Below are 17,031 nucleotides of genomic sequence, written 5' to 3' on the forward strand. Positions count from 1 at the left end.
CATAAGGGAAAATAATTGGGTACTATAACTTTTTTACTTGTACTTTCATTTTTAGTATTTTTTCATGAATTAGGACATTTTTTAGCTGCTAGATATTTTGGAGTAAAAGTTAATGTTTTTTCAATTGGTTTTGGAAAGCAAATTTACTCTAAAGTATGGAGAGGAACAAGATGGCAAATTGCTCTTATTCCTCTTGGTGGTTATGTTCAAATGAAAGGTCAAGATGATACAAAACCTGGTCTTTATGAAGATGGAACAGATTCATATAACAATAAAAAACCTTGGCAAAGAATAATTATACTTTTTGCAGGACCTTTTGCAAACTTTGTCCTTGCAGCAATTTTATATTTTGTAATTGCACTTGCAGGAGCAAACTCTTTAAGCCCAACTGTTGGAACCGTACAAGAGAACTCTCCTGCACTTAAAGCTGGTATTAAACCAGGTGACCAAATAATTAGAATCAATAATACTGAAATTAAAACTTGGGAACAAATTGGAGAGACTATTATCTCAACTGAAGGTGCCTTAAACTTTTATATAAAAAGAGATGGACAATTTATTTCAAAAGTTATTAATCCTCATGTTTCTGATGCACAAAATATGTTTAGAGAAAATATCAAAAAAAGAATGATTGGTATCTCTCCTGCACCTAAAGTTGTAACAATCTACCATGACCCTGTAAGTGCTATCTCTTTTGCTTGGGATAAAACTATTGAGTCATCAAAGATGATTTTCTTAGGAGTTCAAAAACTTATTCAAGGAATTATTCCAAGTAGTGAAATTGGTGGAGTAATTACTATTGGAAAAGTTATTTCTGATGCAAGTGAATCTTCTATAATTGCTCTACTTGCAATTACTGCACTTATTTCTGTGAATTTAGGAGTATTAAATTTACTTCCAATTCCTGCTTTAGATGGTGGACATATTATGTTTAACCTTTATGAGATAATTGCAAGAAGAAAACCTAGTGATAGAGTATTTATGTATCTAACTATCGCAGGATGGGTAATCTTAGGCTCTTTAATGTTGCTTGGTATTTATAACGATATTAATAGATTATTTTTAGGATAGAAAATGGATAAAACAAAAGCTGTAGAAAATCTTGATAAAGTAATTTCAAAAGTAGAAGCTGCAAGACTTAGAGTTTCTGAACACCATATTGTAAAAATTATTGGTATTTCAAAATACTCTACAAGTGAAGATGTAGCCACTTTATACAGTGCTGGACAAAGAGCATTTGGAGAGAATAAAGTTCAAGATTTAAAACAAAAATCAATAGACTTAGAAGAGTTACCTCTTGAGTGGCATTTTGTAGGAAGATTACAAAAAAATAAAATTAACAATCTTATTGATTTAAATCCTACTTTAATGCAATCACTTGACTCTTTTGAATTAGCTCAAGAATTAGATAAAAAACTTGAAGCAAAAAACAAAAAAATGTCATGTTTACTTCAAATAAACTCTGCAAAAGAAGATAGTAAAACAGGTGTAATGCCAGAAGAAGCTATTGAAGTTTATAAAAAAATCTTAGAAGAGTGTCCAAATATCAAACTTAAAGGAGTAATGAGTATTGGAGCTCATGTAGATGATAGAAATATTATCAAAGACTCTTTTATGACTACTAAAAATATCTTTGATGAACTTAAAATTTATGGAGCAAAATATTGTTCTATGGGAATGAGTTCTGATTTTGAACTTGCAATTGCTTGTGGTTCAAATATGATTAGAGTTGGTTCAACACTATTTAAATAAAAGAATTTTTTCTTTTATTTAAAACTCTTTAGTTCTAAAAATACATAACATCACAAAAAAATTATTTCAAGTTTATTCTTTTTCAATTAGAATCCTACAAATCATTTAGAAAGGATTATAATGAAAAAACTTACAATTTCATTACTATTATCAACTGCAACTTTGTTTGCACATCAAGTTACAGCACAAAAAGGTCCAAACAATACATATGAAGCAAATTTTTGGGCACATGGAAAATTTCAAGAATATAAATCTAATCAGTTAAAAGGTGCTTTAGCCTTTGATACAAATAATAAAGAGATAAATACAGGAATTGATTATTCAAAAAAACAACCTGTTTTATTAACTGCTAAAAAACCTGCAATGATTAGTTTAGTTTTTGATGCAGGATATTGGGTAAAAGGTGAAAATGGATATGAAAATATTGAGCCTTCTAAGTATAAAGGAATTGTTTACAATACTTTAAAAAGTATCAAATATGGAAAAAGATTTTTTGAATGGAATGAAAGTTTTTTAAAACCATCAGGACTTCCTTTAGAAGTTATTCCTTTAATCAATCCTCTTACAATTAAAGCTGGAGAAAACCTACCTGTATTAGTAGTAAAAGATGGTAAAGCTTTAGAAGGAGCAGGATTTGAAACATCAGATTATGAGGACTTAAATATCAAAACAAATAAATTTGGAATAGCTAATATTCCAGTTAAATCAAAAGGTTTACAAATTATTGCAGCACAATATTATTCAAGTGAAATAAGTGATCCAAAAGTTAGTAATATCACTATTCAAAGTAGTATCTCATTTGAAGTAAAATAGTTATGATATTAAGAACTCTATTTTTATCGCTTTTATTATCTGCTACTGTTTTTGCACATGGAGTATTTCATAATATTGTTGATGGTGCTGTAGCAATTAGAGTAACAGCACCTAATAATATTGCAATAGATAATGCTAAAATAACTATTTATGCACCTGAAAGCTCGTTACCTTTTACAAAAGGAAAAACTGATTTAAATGGTAATTTTGCTTTTGTTCCAGATAGTCATGGAAAATGGAAAGTTGATATTGATGTTCCAAGTGATCATGGTTCTCATCTAAAAAGTTTTCATGTAACAATAGATGAAAAACAAAATGTAAAAGAGTTTGAAAAAACTCCCTATGATAGATATTTAAATATCATATCTGCATTAGGTTTTTTATTTGGTATTTTTGGAATAATTTCTTTACTAAAAACAAGAAAAAAAGATACAAATTAATTTTTGTGTCTTTTTAATCTATATAAAAAATAATCTTTTAAATAATATTGTAAGTTATATCTATAACTATAATATTTTTCAAATAATTCGAACTATTTAAAAACTCTATAAAAGCCCATTTTATAGGCTTTTAATTTATTTTTTTTAAAACTATTCAATCTTTCATATTTATTTTAATTTTGTATATAAAAATGTAAAATAAAATATGATATAATGAATATAATATTCAAAATATTTCTAAATATTTTAAAGGCATTTGATGAATGATGTAAATGAGGTTAAGAAGTGGTTAACTAAAAAGGGTATAGAAAATTTCACTATATCTGAAGACTTATATATCACAGTACATGGTAGTGTTAATCTAGAAGGTAAAATTGAAGAAGACGAACTTCCTGTAAAATTTGACGTTGTAGATGGGTATTTTAACATTTCAAACAATAATCTAACAAGTTTAAAAGGTTCTCCAAAAAAAGTAGTTAGAGACTTTAACTGTTCACATAATAAATTAACATCACTTTTCGGTGCACCAAATGAAGTTGGAGATTTCGACTGTTCAAACAATGAAATTAAAAATAACCTATCATATGGACCAAAAGAAGTAGCAGGTTATTATAATTGTTCAAACAATAGACTAGAGTCTATTGAAGGTGCTCCAAGAAGTATTTCAAACTATTTTAATTGCTCAAATAATGTACTTACTTCTTTAGAAGGTGGTCCTAAATATGTTGAAGGAACTTTTGATTGTTCTAAAAATAGACTTGAACTATTAAGAGGTGGTCCTATTACAGTTGGACAAGACTATATTTGTTATTGGAATCAACTTAAAAACTTAAATGATATTGCAGATGAAATCTCTTGGAACTTATTTACTGATATCTCACTAAATCACATTTCTAGAAACTTCGATGAAGAGAAAAAAATGTGGAAATATAAAGGTGAAGAGGTAATTGGACATATCTATAAACCTTTACTTGCATTAACAACTAAAGATGAAGTAGAAAGATGGTTACATAGAATGGGTATTAAAAAGTACCATGTTCTTCCAGATAACTCAGTAAGAGTACATGGAGATGTAAGATTATCAGGAAAATTGGAAAATCTATCAAAACTTCCTCTTAGATTTCATGAAGTGGAAGGTGATTTTGATATTAGTGATAATGAACTTACAACTTTAGAAGGAAGTCCTAAAAGAGTTGATGGAGATTTCTTAGCATTTAAAAATGAATTGGTCTCTTTAAAAGGTGGACCAATTGAAGTAAATAAAAACTTTATTGTATTAAGAAATAATATCACTTCTTTAGAGTATGCACCAGTAAGAGTAAAAGAAGACTTTATTTGTTCTCATAACCCAGTTAAATCTCTTGTTGGTCTTGTTGCTGTTGGAGGATATGTTTTTACAAATGTTTATTTAGAAAATGTTAAGTCTCAAGAATTTGTATATAACACGGTTAAAACATATAAATATAAAGGTGATAGTCTTATTACTTATTTAGAAAAAGAGTGTAAAGTTTTAACAGAAGAAGAAAAAGTATTTGATAGAACAAGAAAAAATCTTCAAACCGTTATTGGAAAAATGATTAATAACGATACTTTAAAAAAAGAGATGATAAACGATACTTTAATCAACAACCTTACAAAATATAACTTAGATGACTTAAAAGAGATGGTTTTACTTATTAAAAATCCACCAAAAACTGAAGTTAGAAAAGAATTAAGTGAAAGTGAAATTCTAAGTAAAGTATTTAGCGAAGAGCTATAATCTAGCTCTTACGCTTATACTAGAAATAAAAATACCTTAGCTATTATGCTAAAGCATTTTTAAATTTTTGTAGTTCTTCTTCAATAGAAGGAACTCTCATAAAATGTTCCCCAATTAAAAAAGCATCTGCTCCAATAGAGTGTAATCTTTTTATAGTATCAATATTTGAAACCCCTGATTCAGCTACAATAATTTTTCCATTTGGAATCATTGGAATTAACTCATCACAAAGATTCATATCCATTTCAAATGTCTCAAGATTTCTATGATTTATTCCAATAATATTAGCTCCACAATGCATAGCTTTTTTTAAATCCTCTTTATCATGTATCTCTACTAATACTTCTAAACCTAAATGAAGTGCATATTCATAAAGCTCTTTTAAATCTTTTGTACTTAAACTCTTTGCAATAAGTAAAATAAAGTCTGCTCCATAAACTAAAGCTTCAACAATTTGATATTTATCTAAAATAAAATCTTTTCTTAAAAGTGGTGTTGGTACATATCTTCTAATTTGAGTTAAATACTCTAAGTTTCCTTGAAAATAGTGAGGCTCAGTTAGAACTGAAATTGCATTTGCTCCATTTACAGAATAATCTTGTGCAATTTGTAAAGGGTCAAAATCCTCTTTAATTACACCCTTACTTGGACTTGCTTTCTTAACCTCTGCAATAATTCTAATTGGCTCTTCTTTTGTAGAAGTTAAATAAGGTTTTACATCTCTAGGAGGAAAAGGATTTGCACTTAAACTTCTTCCTAACCAATCAAGAGAATACTCTTTTTTTCTTCTTTCAACATCTTCTAACGTTCTTCTATTTATTTCATCTAATATCACTTACTACACTCCTTAATTTTTTCCCAGTGAATTCTAATTTCTTCATCATTTAATCCAGTGCTATCAACAACTTTTTTCATATTTATTTTTGCATTTTTACAATCACCTAACTTATATTGAGCCCAAGCAAGAGAGTCAATATAGGCTAAATTATTTGGTGCTTTTTCTAATGCTTTTTTAACTAAACCAAGCCCTTTTTTAACATCTATATCAAAATCAATTAAAATATACCCTAAATAGTTTTGATAAATATGATTATCTAAAACTGCTAAAACATCTTCAAATTTTTTAATTACACTTGGTAATACTTCTTTTCTATCTTTCGCCACTTCAAATTCTAACATTGCAATTTGTGCAAGATAGTCTAAATTTCCAGTTTCATCATATAATTTTTTTACTAAAGCAAAAGCTTTCTCTGGCATTCTTGCATTTTGATAAAGTACAAAAAGTCTTTCATCATTTGCACCTGTCTCTTCTAAAAATGAAATAGCTTCTTTAATATCTTTTTTTTCTAAGTAGTACATTAGTAGTTTATAAACTTTATCAAGAGTATAAACATTATCATTCTCTTTAAAACTTGTATAAGTTCTTTTTAAAACTGAGATTACTCCATTTATATCATTTTGTTCTTGATAAAATCCAAGTAATTTTGAACAAACTAAATTATCACAACCATAAATATTTAAATGTGATTCTAAATAGTTTATTGCTTCTTTCTTTTCCCCTAAATAAGTATACATAATATCTACAAGATTTAATAAAGTTGCAGAAGTTAAAGACTTTTCATATACTTCTTCAAAAATATCTTTTGCTTCTTTATAATCTTTTTTTAATAAATAATAATTTGCTAATAACTCTTTATTACTATCACTTTTAGATATTTTTAATAATTTATCTAAATTTATTTTTACTTTGTCAAGCTCTTTTTTTTGCATTAAAGAAAGAATATATATTTTTAATACTTTCTCTTCATTTCTCACTATATTATTTTGATTTGATTCAATTACATTAATTATTTCATCATACTTTCTAATTGAAAAAGCTAATCTAGCATATTCAAAAAGATATTCATCATTTAATGTTTTATGAAAAAGTTCTAAAAAAAGATTACTTGCTTTTATTCTATTACCTTCTTTAATATACTCTAAGGCATGAAGAATTAACTCATTTTCATTTTGATAAGGTTTATATTCAAAATCATATTTTACTAAAGTATTATTTGATTGAAAAGAACAACCAAAAAAAAGAAATATACTTAATAAAATTACTAAAGTGTTTCTATAGCTGGGCACTCTTTTATAACCTCTTCTTTATTCTTTTTAAAATATTCCCAAAAAGGGAAAGTTCTACATTGAGTTGGTCTAGCCTCATAAATACCACACTGTTTTTTTTCTAAGTCAAAGAAAATACAAGCATAATTATCTTCTGCTAATTTAACCTCTCTTATACTATATTTATAACCTCTTTTTTCTATATAACTTTTAGATAACTCTTCTAATGAAATATTTAAATGATTCTTTAATCTTTCTATTTCCTCTTTATTTACCCAAATATTTCCACTTTCACCTATACAACAGTTTCCATTACAGGTTTCACAACCCTTTGGGTTAAAAGCAAAATCATATCCATCTTTTTTTATTAAACTCATATTTCCACTTTTATACTATGTGTTGAAGATTTTTTATATATCTCTTTAACTTCATCTGTAAAATCTTCATTTTCAAAAACAACTAAAGGTTTTAAAACACTAAGTAAAGACTTAGAGTTTTTTCTTGCATAAACTAATACTAAAGTAGCATCTTTATCTTTTTTAGGATGAACAAACTGTAAAGACTCAAGATTTAACTTATGCTCTTTTAAATAAAATATAATTTCATTTAATTGTTTAACATCATAGCAAAAAAAGAATTTACCACTACTTTTTAAAAGTTTTGAAGCTTTTTTAATAAATTCATTTAAAGGTAAACTATCATTATATCTTGCTATTTTTATATTTTCATTTTCACTTTTTATTACATCACTATGATAAAAAGGAGGGTTTGAAACACAAATATCAAACTGTTTATCAAACTCTAACTCTAAAAATGAGCCTTTATGCATTGTAGTCTCTATTTTATTGCACTTTGCATTTTTAAGAGACAACTCTTGAAAAGTATTTTGTATTTCACATTGATTTAAATTCAATTTTTCAAAATCTCTTGCAACTAAAAGACCTAAAATTCCACTTCCACTTCCTATATCAAGCAAATCACCTTTTATATTTTTAAACTTTTTTAAATTATCACAAATAAAGTTAAATAAAAAATGTGTATCACTATTGTAACAATAGCCACCATTTGGCTGATATAAAAGCAAAAAGAACCCCTAAATAATTTTTTGTGATTATACCTAATAATATATTTAACTTTAGTGATACAAGTAAATAGTGAAAAATAGATTGAAAAAATAAATGTAATTTTTACTTTTATGCTTGTAACATATAGTAACAAGCCCATAAAATAAGGTTTTATATCAATTATTAATTCTTTTTTATATATTTAATTTAGTTATCATACTTTAATATTAATTTAGAATAACTAATTATATTTACTAAAAATTTAAAGGAGAGCATATGTCAATAATGAAAGCTCCTGAAAATACTCCTGTATGGGTAGATGAGACTAGATGTAAAGCCTGTGATGTTTGCGTTTCAGTATGTCCAGCTGGAGTTCTTGCTATGAGACCTGAGCCTCATTCTACTCTAGGTGCTATGGTAGAAATTATTGAAAAAGATTCTTGTATTGGTTGTACAGACTGTGAATTGTCATGTCCAGATTTTGCTATTTATGTTGCGGATAGAAAAGAGTATAAATTTGCAAAATTAAGTGATGAAGCAAGACAAAGAGGTGAAGCAATCAAAAAGAACAACTATAGAAAACTTGATGCTTAAGGAGAATTAATGGCAAGAGAATTAATTTCAACAGGAAATGACTTAGCTGCTATTGCTGCAGTTGATGCGGGTTGTGAATTCTTTGGTGGATACCCTATTACTCCATCAAGTGAAATTATGCATACAATTTCAGACCTTTTACCAAAAAATGGTGGGGCTGCTATTCAAATGGAAGATGAAATTGCAGGTATTTGTGCGGCATTAGGTGCGGCAATGAGTGGTAAAAGATCTTTAACAGCAACATCAGGACCAGGAATATCTTTAAAAGCTGAAAATATTGGACTAGGATATATTGCTGAAGTTCCTCTTGTAATTATAGATGTTATGAGAGGTGGTCCTTCAACTGGACTTCCAACAAGAGTACAACAAGGAGATATAAATCAAGTGAAAGCTCCTACTCATGGAGATTTCAAATCTATTACTGTTTGTGCTTCAACGCTTGAAGAGTGTTATACTGAAACAGTAAGAGCTTTTAACCTAGCAGATAGATTTATGCAACCCGTGTTTGTATTATTAGATGAGACTATTGGACATATGAGTGGTAAAGCTACTCTTCCTGATTTAGAGGAAGTAAAAAATTCAATTGTACCAAGAAGAGTTTTTGAAGGTGAAGCAAAAGAGTATAGACCTTATGATGTACCAGCTGATGAACCAGCAATCTTAAATCCTATGTTTAAAGGATATAGATATCACTACACAGGATTACATCATGATGCAACAGGACACCCTACGGAAGATGCTGCAACATGTCAAAACTTAATGAATAGACTTTTTAATAAAGTAGATGCTCACTTAGATGAAATTGAATCTTTTGAAGAGTATTTACTTGAGGATGCAGAGATTATGATTATTGCATATGGTTCTGTTGCCTTATCAGCAAAAGAGGCTATTAATAGACTAAGACAAGAAGGTATAAAAATTGGTATGTTTAGACCAATTACACTTTGGCCAAGCCCTGAAAAGAAAATCAAAGAGTGGTGCGATAAAATCCAAAAAACTTTAGTAATAGAACTAAATATGGGTCAATATATTCAAGAAATTGAAAGAGCAAGTGGAAGAAGAGATTTTCACAAATTATTTAAAGCAAATGGTAGACCAATCGCTCCTTTAGAGATTATTGAAAAAGTAAAAGGATTATAAAATGGCATTTAATTATGATGAATACTTAAGAACTAACAAAATGCCAACTTTATGGTGTTGGGGTTGTGGAGATGGTGTTATTTTAAAAGCACTTATCCGTGCAATTGATAAACTTGGTTGGAATATGGATGATGTTTGTGTTGTTTCTGGAATTGGATGTTCTGGAAGATTTTCTTCATATATTAACTGTAATACTGTGCATACAACTCATGGTAGAACAATTGCTTATGCAACAGGAATTAAATTAGCAAATCCAGATAAACATGTAATTTGTATCACAGGTGATGGAGATGGTCTTGCAATTGGTGGAAACCATACAATTCATGGTTGTAGAAGAAATATTGATATAAACCAAATAGTTATCAATAATTTTATCTATGGTTTAACTAACTCTCAAACTTCGCCAACTACTCCACAAGGAATGTGGACAGTTACTGCAAAAAGAGGAAATATTGACCCTACTTTTAATGCTTGTGATTTAGCAATGGCAGCAGGAGCTTCATTTGTTGCAAGAGAGACTATGCTTGACCCTAAAAAATTAGAAAAAATTTTTGTTAAAGGTTTAGAACACAAAGGTTACTCTTTCTTTGATATTTTTTCAAATTGCCATGTTAACCTTGGTAGAAAAAATAAAATGGCAACTGCTATGGAAAACTTAGAGTGGATTGATGAAATCACTATGGCAAAAACTAAGTATGATAAATTAGAAGAAAATGAAGAGAAAGGAAAACTTTTTCCAACTGGTATTTTAAAACATGATACAGAAGCAAGAGAGTATACAGATATGTATAAACTTGTGCAACAAGCACATCAAAATAATACAAAAGTAGAATTTTAGGAGACATCATGGCTAAAACATTAATGAGATTTACTGGTGTTGGTGGACAAGGTGTTCTTCTTGCTGGTGCAATTTTTGCAGCTGCTAAAATCAAAGCTGGTGGATATGGATTAAAGACTGCAACTTATACTTCTCAAGTAAGGGGTGGACCTACAGTTGTTGATATCACTTTAGAAGATGAAGAGATTTTATATCCATATGCAAATGATGGAGAAATTGATTTTATGCTTTCAGTTGCACAAATCTCTTATGACCAGTTTAAAAGTGGTGTTAAAGATGGAGGAACTATTGTAGTTGAACCTAATCTTGTAAGACCAACTGAAGAAGATAGACAAAGATGGAATATTTATGAAATTCCTATTATTACTATTGCAAAAGAAGAAGTAGGAAATGTAATTACCCAATCTGTTCTTGCTTTAGCTATTGCAAATCATATGACTGGTTATACAGTTGATAATGATACTTTAAGAGCGACAATGCTTTCAAAAGTTCCTGAAAAAGTTCATGATATAAATAATAAAGCTTTTGATTTAGGTTTAGAATACGCTAAAAAAGTAAAATAGTTTAGAAGATATCTTCTAAACTATTTACTAACTAATTTAAGTCCTATAATTGAAGCAATAAGAGTAAATAAAAAGAATAATCTTAATGCACTTGCTGGTTCTTTATAAAAAAATATTCCAATAATAATCGTACCAAAAGCCCCTATTCCTGTCCACACTGCATAAGCTGTTCCCATTGGTATTTGCTCCACTGCTTTTGTTAGAAAATAAAAACTTCCACTTGCAAATACTAAAAATATAATAGTTGGTATTAATCTAGTAAAATTTTCTGTAAGCTTCAACATTGAAGCAAAACCAACCTCTAAAATACCTGCTAAAATTAAATACATCCATGCTGTCATTTTAATCCTTTTATTACCTTTCCTAGAAAGATAGATGGAAATATATCATTGAAAAACTTAATTTTATCTTTCTTGGAAAGATAAGTTTAAATCTGTTATAATTACTTATGGATATTAAACAATTTGAAACTAATTTAAAAAATATAAAAGAACAAACTCCTCAGGTATTTAAAGAGTCAATGAATGTAACTATTCCTTTTTTTATTCTTCATAGAAAACTATTTGAACATGGAGATAGACTTTTAAAGGAGAAGTTTTCTTTAAATCAAAGTGAATTAGATATTTTATCTTCTCTATTTTATATGACAAATAATACTCATACAATGAGTCCAACAGAACTCTATGAAGTAATGGTATTTTCTTCAGGGGGAATGACAAAAATTCTAAAGAAGTTAGAATCAAAAAAATATATTAAAAGAGTTGAAAATAGTCTCGATAAAAGAAGTAAACTTGTACAATTAACAAATTTAGGTAAAGAGATTACGGTAAAAGCAATCAGTGAGATAATATCTTTTGAAGATAACTATTTTTCTAAACTAAAAAAAGAGGAGCAAGAACTTTTTACAAAATTAATTTTAAAAGTTCTTAACTAAACTTATCTATTTATATAAACTACATACTCATTTATCTTATCTTCTAATCTTTTAGATAAATATAGATTCGAATTTTTAAGACAAGAAAGAATAAATTTTGCTTCTTTTTGATAATTTAAAACCTTTAAACTATCCCAAGACTCAGGTGGTTTTTGCATATTTGTTATTCTATCTGCTAATTTAACCATTTGCACTTCATAAGGTTGTGTTAAAAGATTATTTATACTTAAAGCCATTTGATCTTTTTTAGACTCTATTGTTTTATCTTTTGTTAAAGCTTCAACTGCTTCTGCTACTTCTGCTCCAAATTCACTATATAAATCATCATAAGTTACATCAGTATCTTCTATTGTATCATGTAATAAAGCAACAGTTATTGCTAAATCTGCTTTCTCTATTTTTAACTGTGATTGCTCACAAGCATGAATTATTTCCATTGCTACTGAAGCTAAATGAGTTAGATAAGGAACTCCATAAGGTGTTTTTTGTTCACCATGTGCCTTTGCGGCAAAATTTAAAGCCTTTAAATATTTTTCTTGAGTAAACATTAGTTTTCCTTTTCTATATTATCTTTCTTTTGTTCTCTTTTACCATGGTTTACTTCCATTTTAGGCATTACAGGTTTTGCAGATTTTGAGAAATTTATTAAATCCTCTACTGTTTGAATCTCTTTACTTATATGTTTTAAAGACTCTTTTAAAATATATGTTGTACTTAAAGCATCACTATAAGCTCGATGATGATTATCTATATCTATATTTAAAAGCTCTTTTAAAGATTTTAAACCATATTTCTCTGCTTTTATAGTTCTTCTTGCTAAATCTATAGTACAAAGTTTTCTATTATATAACTTTCCTAAATGATATTTTTCTAAAGAACTTGAAATAAAGTTATAATCAAACTTAATATCATGTGCTACAAAAACATCATCTTCTAAAAAGAGTTTAAATTTTTCAAGAACATTTTTTAAAAAAGGTGCATTTTCTAGCATTTTAGGAGTGATATTTGTAACACTTTGAATATATTCTGGAATATCTTTTGCATAAACTAAAGACTCAAAAGAATCAATAATTTCTCCATTTCTATATTTTACAGCTCCAATTTCAATTATTTGATGTCCTTTATTTACATGTCCACCATTTGTTTCAATATCAACAATACAAAAAGTTTGTTCAGGAATTAATGTTTTAGTAGTTTTTAAAAAGACTTTATTTTCTTCAATATCTAAAGGAAATCCATTTGAAAGAAGTAATTCAAACTCCAATTCAGGATTATCAAAAAATCTCTCTTTGTGTCTAGATAAAATATCTAAAAAATCATCAAAGTCAATTGGAGCTTTTTTCAGTCTATCAATAAGACCCATATAGAAATTTTTATTGGATTTCATTTACTGCTTTTACAAAGTTAATCATTTTTTGTTTCTCTTTTTTGCCTTTGCTTGCTTCAACACCAGAACTTACATCAACTCCATAAAAAGGGTATCCTTTTATTTCAGATACATTGTGTTCTGTTAAACCACCAGCAAGAACAATTTTAGAACAATCCACATGGTTAAACCACTCTAAAGCAACTCTCTTCCCTGCTCCACCAAAAGAGTCAACAAAAGCATCTACTAAAATATAATTATTGATATTTTCAATAATATCTTTTTCACTTTTAGCTCTTATTACTCTCATATATTTAAATTTTAAGGCTTCAAAGTCAGTAAAACTATCATCATCAATAACTTGAGCTAATTGCATTTTTGCATTTGTACAAACTTGATTAATAAAACCACAGTTTTCATTTACAAATAAACCTACTGTTTGAATAAAAGGAGGAATTGCATCAACTATCTTTCTAGCTTCAAAAGGTTCTATATATCTTGGACTTTTATTGTAAAAAACAAAACCCAAAGCATCAGCACCAGCTTCTACAGCAGCTAAAGCATCTTCTAAATTTGTTATTCCACAGATTTTAACTTTCATATATTAAACCTGCAAGCTCTTTATTGCTTTTGAATAATCTTCATTTCCAAATACATAAGAACCAGCAACTACCATATCAACACCAGCTTCTTTTAACTCATGAATATTTTTATCATTTACCCCACCATCTACTTCAATTAGACATGTAGGATTTCTTTTATTAATTAACTCTTTTAATTTTTTTGTTTTTTCAACTACACTTGAAATAAACTTTTGTCCACCAAAACCTGGATTAACAGACATTAGTAAAACCATATCTAAATCTTCTAATAAGTACTCAATAGCTTCAGGTGGAGTATGTGGATTTAGAACTATTGCAGGTCTTATTCCATATGATCTAATTTTTTGAATAAGTCTATGAGGATGTTTTTCACTCTCAATATGAAAAGATATAAATTCTGGTTTTAAAGGTGCAAATAGTTCCACAAAAAAAGTATTATTTTCAACCATTAAATGTACATCTAAAGGTTTTGTTGCAACTTTTGCTACTGGGTTTACAACCACTGGACCAATTGTCATATTAGGAACAAAATGTCCATCCATTACATCTACGTGAATATAATCACAACCACCATCACAGATGGCTTTTATCTCATCATTAAGCTTACCAAAATCAGCAGAAAGAATCGAAGGTGCTACAAGCATAAATAATTACCTTTTTAATTAATTTCGGGATTATACCATTGTTTTTCTTGAAAAAATATTTTAATCTTTTTATAGTTTTTCAAACTTAGGATTCCAATCTAACCACTCTTCTTGAACATCATCATGTAGTTCAAACCTCATCATATTCTCTGCTTTTTCTTTATATTCTGTTGGAGTTACTAATGAAATACCACCTGTAAGAAGAGTTTCTAAAGTTTCTGTATTTATTTTTACACCTAAAAGATTTATTTTCATTCCAAAGGCAGTTGCATTATAAAAAACTGAGTTTGTTCTTATTAAGTGTTTAAATTTTTCATCAATATATAACTGAAGTTCAACTCTTGTTCCATCAGCAGAAAGTTTATAATTTTCAACAACTCCTATTTGTAATTGTCTATATAAAACTGGTGAATTTTCCTTTAAAGAACTTTTACTCTTTGCAAGAACTACTACTCTTAGGCCTTTATTATTAAATTTCATCTCATTATTTATTTCATCTAAGCTATTATAAAATCTAAACTTATGATAATTTTTTACATTTTTTGCTTTTTCATCAAAACTTACAAAAGAGATTCCACCCTTAATTAAAGTATTTAAAGATTGGGTTTTTATATTTAATTTACTTAAAGAGACATCTACATCAATACCACTTATAGAGTAAAACTTTGTACTCTCATTTATATATTTAGCAAAACTATCAAAAACAAAAAGTTCTACCTCAACTTTTTTTGTATTTTCATTATATTTTTTATTTACTACCTTACCAGCTTCTACACCTTTATAATAAATAGAGTTTGTTTTTGAAACTCTATTTGCATTATCTAAAGTAACTATATATCTTTTTCCTTTTTGAGAAAAATATTTTGCCTCTAACATTTTTTCATAACTATCAAAAAGATAAAATCTATTTACACTTCTTTTTTCTTTTAAATCTCTTGTTTCAAAAGAGATTGAAGAGTTAAGAAAAGCTCCTAAAGGTGCTGTTTTAAAAGATATGTTTTCTAAACTTGCATTTACCTCTATAGGAGCTTGCACATAAAATATTGAGCTATCATTTATTAAATATTTAAACTCTTTGAAAATCTCAACTTCAACTCTTAATTCATCTGATTTTGTATGTAGTTTTTTTGAACTAACTTTTCCTACTTTTATATCTTTAAAATAAACAGGAGAGTTTTCTGCTATTTTTAAGGTATCATCACTTTTTAAAACTATTTTATAAATATCTCTTTTTATAGGCTCATTATATAAAGAGTAAATACTTTTTTCTTCTGTTTTTTCAAGTTTAGTTTTAGTAATATTTATATACGTACCTTTTGCAAGTTTTGATATTTCTCCTAACTTGTCAAGGGAAAGCTTTGGTTCTACTATTTCAAAATATGGTGTATGTTTTAATAAAGAAGCAAACTCTTTTTTTAGTTTTACAAAAATATAGCTTTTTTTATCTTCTAATAAATAACTAATATCATCAACATACCCTACTTCAATTCCATTATAAATAAGTTTTGTAAACTCTATTTCTAAATTATGTTCAAATTCTGTTTCTAAAATTACATAGTCTTCTAAATAAGCTATATCCTCTTTACTATCATAAAGATTAAATACTTTGTTTGTATCTGCTAAAGGAGAAGCTAATATATTTGAATCAAACTCTATTCCTCCTGCAATTAAAGAAGCTAATGTATTTACTTTAAATTTTATACCACTTAAAGAGGCTTTTAAATCAATAGCACTGATATTCCAAAAGTTGCTATCTTTTTTCACTAAACTTTTATATTTTTCTTCAATAAATAGTGTATAAAAAATATTATCATTCTTCAGGTTTTTCTTTACTACTTTACCAACTACAAAACTTTTATATAAAATAGGTGTACCTACTTCTAAACTACCCTTTGAAGATTTTAAAGTTAAAAACAACCCCTCTTCAAAATAGTTAATTGGTCTTTCAAAAGCTGCTTCAAAAGTATATTGTTCCTCTAATTTTTCTATCTCTTCTATACTTTGAGCATTTGGCATTGCTTCAATATAAATACCACTTAAAATAGTATTTAAACCTGAAATCTCTGTAAGTGAAGCTTTAGGTTCCACTTTCCAAAACTTTGTTCCCTCTTTTGCAACTAAAGATAAAGCATTTTTATCAACTTCTATTTTTACTAAAAATCTATTTAAATTTGTCTCATCAACATCAATACTTGTCACAACTCCTATTTTTATTCCCTTATATTTCAAAGGTGTTTTATCAACAAGAAAACCTTCTGCATTATCAAAATAAACACCTATTTCTTCTCCTTGCTTATCAAAATGTTTATATAACATTGATGCAGAAATAAGTAAAGCAATAAAAGGTAGAAGCCAAATTAAAAATACTATTTTTTTACTCTTTTTTACACTTTCATGTTCTATTTCTTCATTCATT

Annotated in this window: 20 protein-coding genes; 10 read left to right on the top strand and 10 right to left on the bottom strand. The window is 27.7% G+C overall.

Annotated elements, in window-relative coordinates:
* Positions 1-15 precede the first annotated feature (15 nt).
* From rseP to ABIV_RS08460, 5 genes are all read left to right on the top strand, one after another.
* Positions 16-1,071, top strand: coding sequence for an RIP metalloprotease RseP (gene rseP, locus ABIV_RS08440; protein WP_114839460.1), 1,056 nt, complete (start codon positions 16-18; stop codon positions 1,069-1,071).
* 3 nt (positions 1,072-1,074) lie between these two features.
* Complete coding sequence (locus tag ABIV_RS08445; RefSeq protein ID WP_114839461.1) at positions 1,075-1,752, top strand: YggS family pyridoxal phosphate-dependent enzyme; 678 nt, start codon at positions 1,075-1,077, stop codon at positions 1,750-1,752.
* Positions 1,753-1,872: 120 nt separating this feature from the next.
* On the top strand, positions 1,873-2,565 hold the full coding sequence (locus ABIV_RS08450; protein ID WP_114839462.1) for a DUF4198 domain-containing protein: 693 nt from the start codon (positions 1,873-1,875) through the stop codon (positions 2,563-2,565).
* A gap of 2 nt (positions 2,566-2,567) precedes the next feature.
* The gene (locus tag ABIV_RS08455) at positions 2,568-3,005 is read left to right on the top strand and encodes a hypothetical protein (RefSeq protein WP_114839463.1); all 438 of its coding nucleotides are present in this window, start codon (positions 2,568-2,570) and stop codon (positions 3,003-3,005) included.
* Positions 3,006-3,264: 259 nt separating this feature from the next.
* Positions 3,265-4,764: a hypothetical protein gene (locus ABIV_RS08460; RefSeq protein ID WP_114839464.1), complete on the top strand. Its 1,500-nt coding sequence runs from the start codon at positions 3,265-3,267 to the stop codon at positions 4,762-4,764.
* A 43-nt stretch (positions 4,765-4,807) separates the two neighbouring features.
* Here the strand turns inward: ABIV_RS08460 and trpC are convergent, their stop codons facing one another.
* The 4 genes from trpC to ABIV_RS08480 are packed head-to-tail and all read right to left on the bottom strand — an operon-like array spanning position 4,808 to position 7,954.
* Positions 4,808-5,599, bottom strand: coding sequence for an indole-3-glycerol phosphate synthase TrpC (gene trpC, locus ABIV_RS08465; protein ID WP_114839465.1), 792 nt, complete (start codon positions 5,597-5,599; stop codon positions 4,808-4,810).
* Positions 5,596-6,891 carry a tetratricopeptide repeat protein gene (locus ABIV_RS08470; RefSeq protein WP_114839466.1) on the bottom strand — a complete coding sequence of 432 codons (1,296 nt, stop codon included), beginning with the start codon at positions 6,889-6,891 and terminating at the stop codon, positions 5,596-5,598. The genes trpC and ABIV_RS08470 overlap by 4 nt, the downstream gene beginning before the upstream one ends.
* Positions 6,867-7,247 carry a YkgJ family cysteine cluster protein gene (locus tag ABIV_RS08475; protein ID WP_114839467.1) on the bottom strand — a complete coding sequence of 127 codons (381 nt, stop codon included), beginning with the start codon at positions 7,245-7,247 and terminating at the stop codon, positions 6,867-6,869. Before ABIV_RS08475 ends, ABIV_RS08470 begins: the two co-directional genes overlap by 25 nt.
* The gene (locus ABIV_RS08480) at positions 7,244-7,954 is read right to left on the bottom strand and encodes a tRNA1(Val) (adenine(37)-N6)-methyltransferase (RefSeq protein ID WP_114839468.1); all 711 of its coding nucleotides are present in this window, start codon (positions 7,952-7,954) and stop codon (positions 7,244-7,246) included. Before ABIV_RS08480 ends, ABIV_RS08475 begins: the two co-directional genes overlap by 4 nt.
* 256 nt (positions 7,955-8,210) lie before the next feature.
* Between ABIV_RS08480 and ABIV_RS08485 the strand changes: the two genes are divergently transcribed.
* From ABIV_RS08485 to ABIV_RS08500, 4 genes are read left to right on the top strand one after another with little or no spacing between them, the layout of a single operon-like run.
* Positions 8,211-8,528, top strand: a complete 318-nt coding sequence (locus ABIV_RS08485; RefSeq protein WP_114839469.1) for a 4Fe-4S dicluster domain-containing protein — start codon at positions 8,211-8,213, stop codon at positions 8,526-8,528.
* Positions 8,529-8,537: 9 nt separating this feature from the next.
* Entirely contained in the window at positions 8,538-9,668 is a 1,131-nt protein-coding gene (locus ABIV_RS08490; RefSeq protein WP_114839470.1) for a 2-oxoglutarate synthase subunit alpha, read from the top strand.
* 1 nt (position 9,669) lies between these two features.
* Complete coding sequence (locus ABIV_RS08495) at positions 9,670-10,506, top strand: 2-oxoglutarate ferredoxin oxidoreductase subunit beta (protein WP_114839471.1); 837 nt, start codon at positions 9,670-9,672, stop codon at positions 10,504-10,506.
* An 8-nt stretch (positions 10,507-10,514) separates the two neighbouring features.
* Positions 10,515-11,069: a 2-oxoacid:acceptor oxidoreductase family protein gene (locus tag ABIV_RS08500; protein WP_114839472.1), complete on the top strand. Its 555-nt coding sequence runs from the start codon at positions 10,515-10,517 to the stop codon at positions 11,067-11,069.
* A gap of 20 nt (positions 11,070-11,089) precedes the next feature.
* Here the strand turns inward: ABIV_RS08500 and ABIV_RS08505 are convergent, their stop codons facing one another.
* The gene (locus tag ABIV_RS08505; RefSeq protein WP_114839473.1) at positions 11,090-11,410 is read right to left on the bottom strand and encodes a DMT family transporter; all 321 of its coding nucleotides are present in this window, start codon (positions 11,408-11,410) and stop codon (positions 11,090-11,092) included.
* Positions 11,411-11,517: 107 nt separating this feature from the next.
* On the opposite strand from ABIV_RS08505, the gene ABIV_RS08510 reads away from it, so the two are divergent.
* Positions 11,518-12,003 carry a MarR family winged helix-turn-helix transcriptional regulator gene (locus tag ABIV_RS08510; RefSeq protein ID WP_114839474.1) on the top strand — a complete coding sequence of 162 codons (486 nt, stop codon included), beginning with the start codon at positions 11,518-11,520 and terminating at the stop codon, positions 12,001-12,003.
* 2 nt (positions 12,004-12,005) lie between these two features.
* Here ABIV_RS08510 and ABIV_RS08515 read toward each other — a convergent pair whose 3' ends face one another.
* The 5 genes from ABIV_RS08515 to ABIV_RS08535 form a co-directional block, all read right to left on the bottom strand.
* Entirely contained in the window at positions 12,006-12,551 is a 546-nt protein-coding gene (locus ABIV_RS08515; protein WP_114839475.1) for an HD domain-containing protein, read from the bottom strand.
* Positions 12,551-13,390: a 3'-5' exonuclease gene (locus tag ABIV_RS08520; protein ID WP_114839476.1), complete on the bottom strand. Its 840-nt coding sequence runs from the start codon at positions 13,388-13,390 to the stop codon at positions 12,551-12,553. The genes ABIV_RS08515 and ABIV_RS08520 overlap by 1 nt, the downstream gene beginning before the upstream one ends.
* The gene (locus ABIV_RS08525; RefSeq protein WP_114839477.1) at positions 13,377-13,970 is read right to left on the bottom strand and encodes a phosphoribosylanthranilate isomerase; all 594 of its coding nucleotides are present in this window, start codon (positions 13,968-13,970) and stop codon (positions 13,377-13,379) included. The genes ABIV_RS08520 and ABIV_RS08525 overlap by 14 nt, the downstream gene beginning before the upstream one ends.
* 3 nt (positions 13,971-13,973) lie before the next feature.
* Positions 13,974-14,615 (bottom strand): ribulose-phosphate 3-epimerase, encoded by a 642-nt coding sequence (gene rpe / locus ABIV_RS08530; RefSeq protein WP_114839478.1) that lies wholly within the window; start codon positions 14,613-14,615, stop codon positions 13,974-13,976.
* A gap of 69 nt (positions 14,616-14,684) precedes the next feature.
* Positions 14,685-17,030: an MlaD family protein gene (locus ABIV_RS08535; protein WP_114839479.1), complete on the bottom strand. Its 2,346-nt coding sequence runs from the start codon at positions 17,028-17,030 to the stop codon at positions 14,685-14,687.
* Position 17,031: the final 1 nt, after the last annotated feature.

The sequence above is a fragment of the Halarcobacter bivalviorum genome, from assembly GCF_003346815.1.
GTDB lineage: Bacteria > Campylobacterota > Campylobacteria > Campylobacterales > Arcobacteraceae > Halarcobacter > Halarcobacter bivalviorum.

What these genes read in the sequence shown, in the direction of transcription:
- ABIV_RS08445 (WP_114839461.1), top strand. Translation starts at nt 1,075, where the DNA reads ATGGATAAAACAAAAGCTGTAGAAAATCTTGATAAAGTAATTTCAAAA.
- ABIV_RS08450 (WP_114839462.1), top strand. Translation starts at nt 1,873, where the DNA reads ATGAAAAAACTTACAATTTCATTACTATTATCAACTGCAACTTTGTTT.
- ABIV_RS08455 (WP_114839463.1), top strand. Translation starts at nt 2,568, where the DNA reads ATGATATTAAGAACTCTATTTTTATCGCTTTTATTATCTGCTACTGTT.
- ABIV_RS08460 (WP_114839464.1), top strand. Translation starts at nt 3,265, where the DNA reads ATGAATGATGTAAATGAGGTTAAGAAGTGGTTAACTAAAAAGGGTATA.
- ABIV_RS08475 (WP_114839467.1), bottom strand. Translation starts at nt 7,247, where the DNA reads ATGAGTTTAATAAAAAAAGATGGATATGATTTTGCTTTTAACCCAAAG.
- ABIV_RS08485 (WP_114839469.1), top strand. Translation starts at nt 8,211, where the DNA reads ATGTCAATAATGAAAGCTCCTGAAAATACTCCTGTATGGGTAGATGAG.
- ABIV_RS08490 (WP_114839470.1), top strand. Translation starts at nt 8,538, where the DNA reads ATGGCAAGAGAATTAATTTCAACAGGAAATGACTTAGCTGCTATTGCT.
- ABIV_RS08495 (WP_114839471.1), top strand. Translation starts at nt 9,670, where the DNA reads ATGGCATTTAATTATGATGAATACTTAAGAACTAACAAAATGCCAACT.
- ABIV_RS08500 (WP_114839472.1), top strand. Translation starts at nt 10,515, where the DNA reads ATGGCTAAAACATTAATGAGATTTACTGGTGTTGGTGGACAAGGTGTT.
- ABIV_RS08505 (WP_114839473.1), bottom strand. Translation starts at nt 11,410, where the DNA reads ATGACAGCATGGATGTATTTAATTTTAGCAGGTATTTTAGAGGTTGGT.
- ABIV_RS08510 (WP_114839474.1), top strand. Translation starts at nt 11,518, where the DNA reads ATGGATATTAAACAATTTGAAACTAATTTAAAAAATATAAAAGAACAA.
- ABIV_RS08515 (WP_114839475.1), bottom strand. Translation starts at nt 12,551, where the DNA reads ATGTTTACTCAAGAAAAATATTTAAAGGCTTTAAATTTTGCCGCAAAG.
- ABIV_RS08520 (WP_114839476.1), bottom strand. Translation starts at nt 13,390, where the DNA reads ATGAAATCCAATAAAAATTTCTATATGGGTCTTATTGATAGACTGAAA.
- ABIV_RS08525 (WP_114839477.1), bottom strand. Translation starts at nt 13,970, where the DNA reads ATGAAAGTTAAAATCTGTGGAATAACAAATTTAGAAGATGCTTTAGCT.
- rpe (WP_114839478.1), bottom strand. Translation starts at nt 14,615, where the DNA reads ATGCTTGTAGCACCTTCGATTCTTTCTGCTGATTTTGGTAAGCTTAAT.
- ABIV_RS08535 (WP_114839479.1), bottom strand. Translation starts at nt 17,030, where the DNA reads ATGAATGAAGAAATAGAACATGAAAGTGTAAAAAAGAGTAAAAAAATA.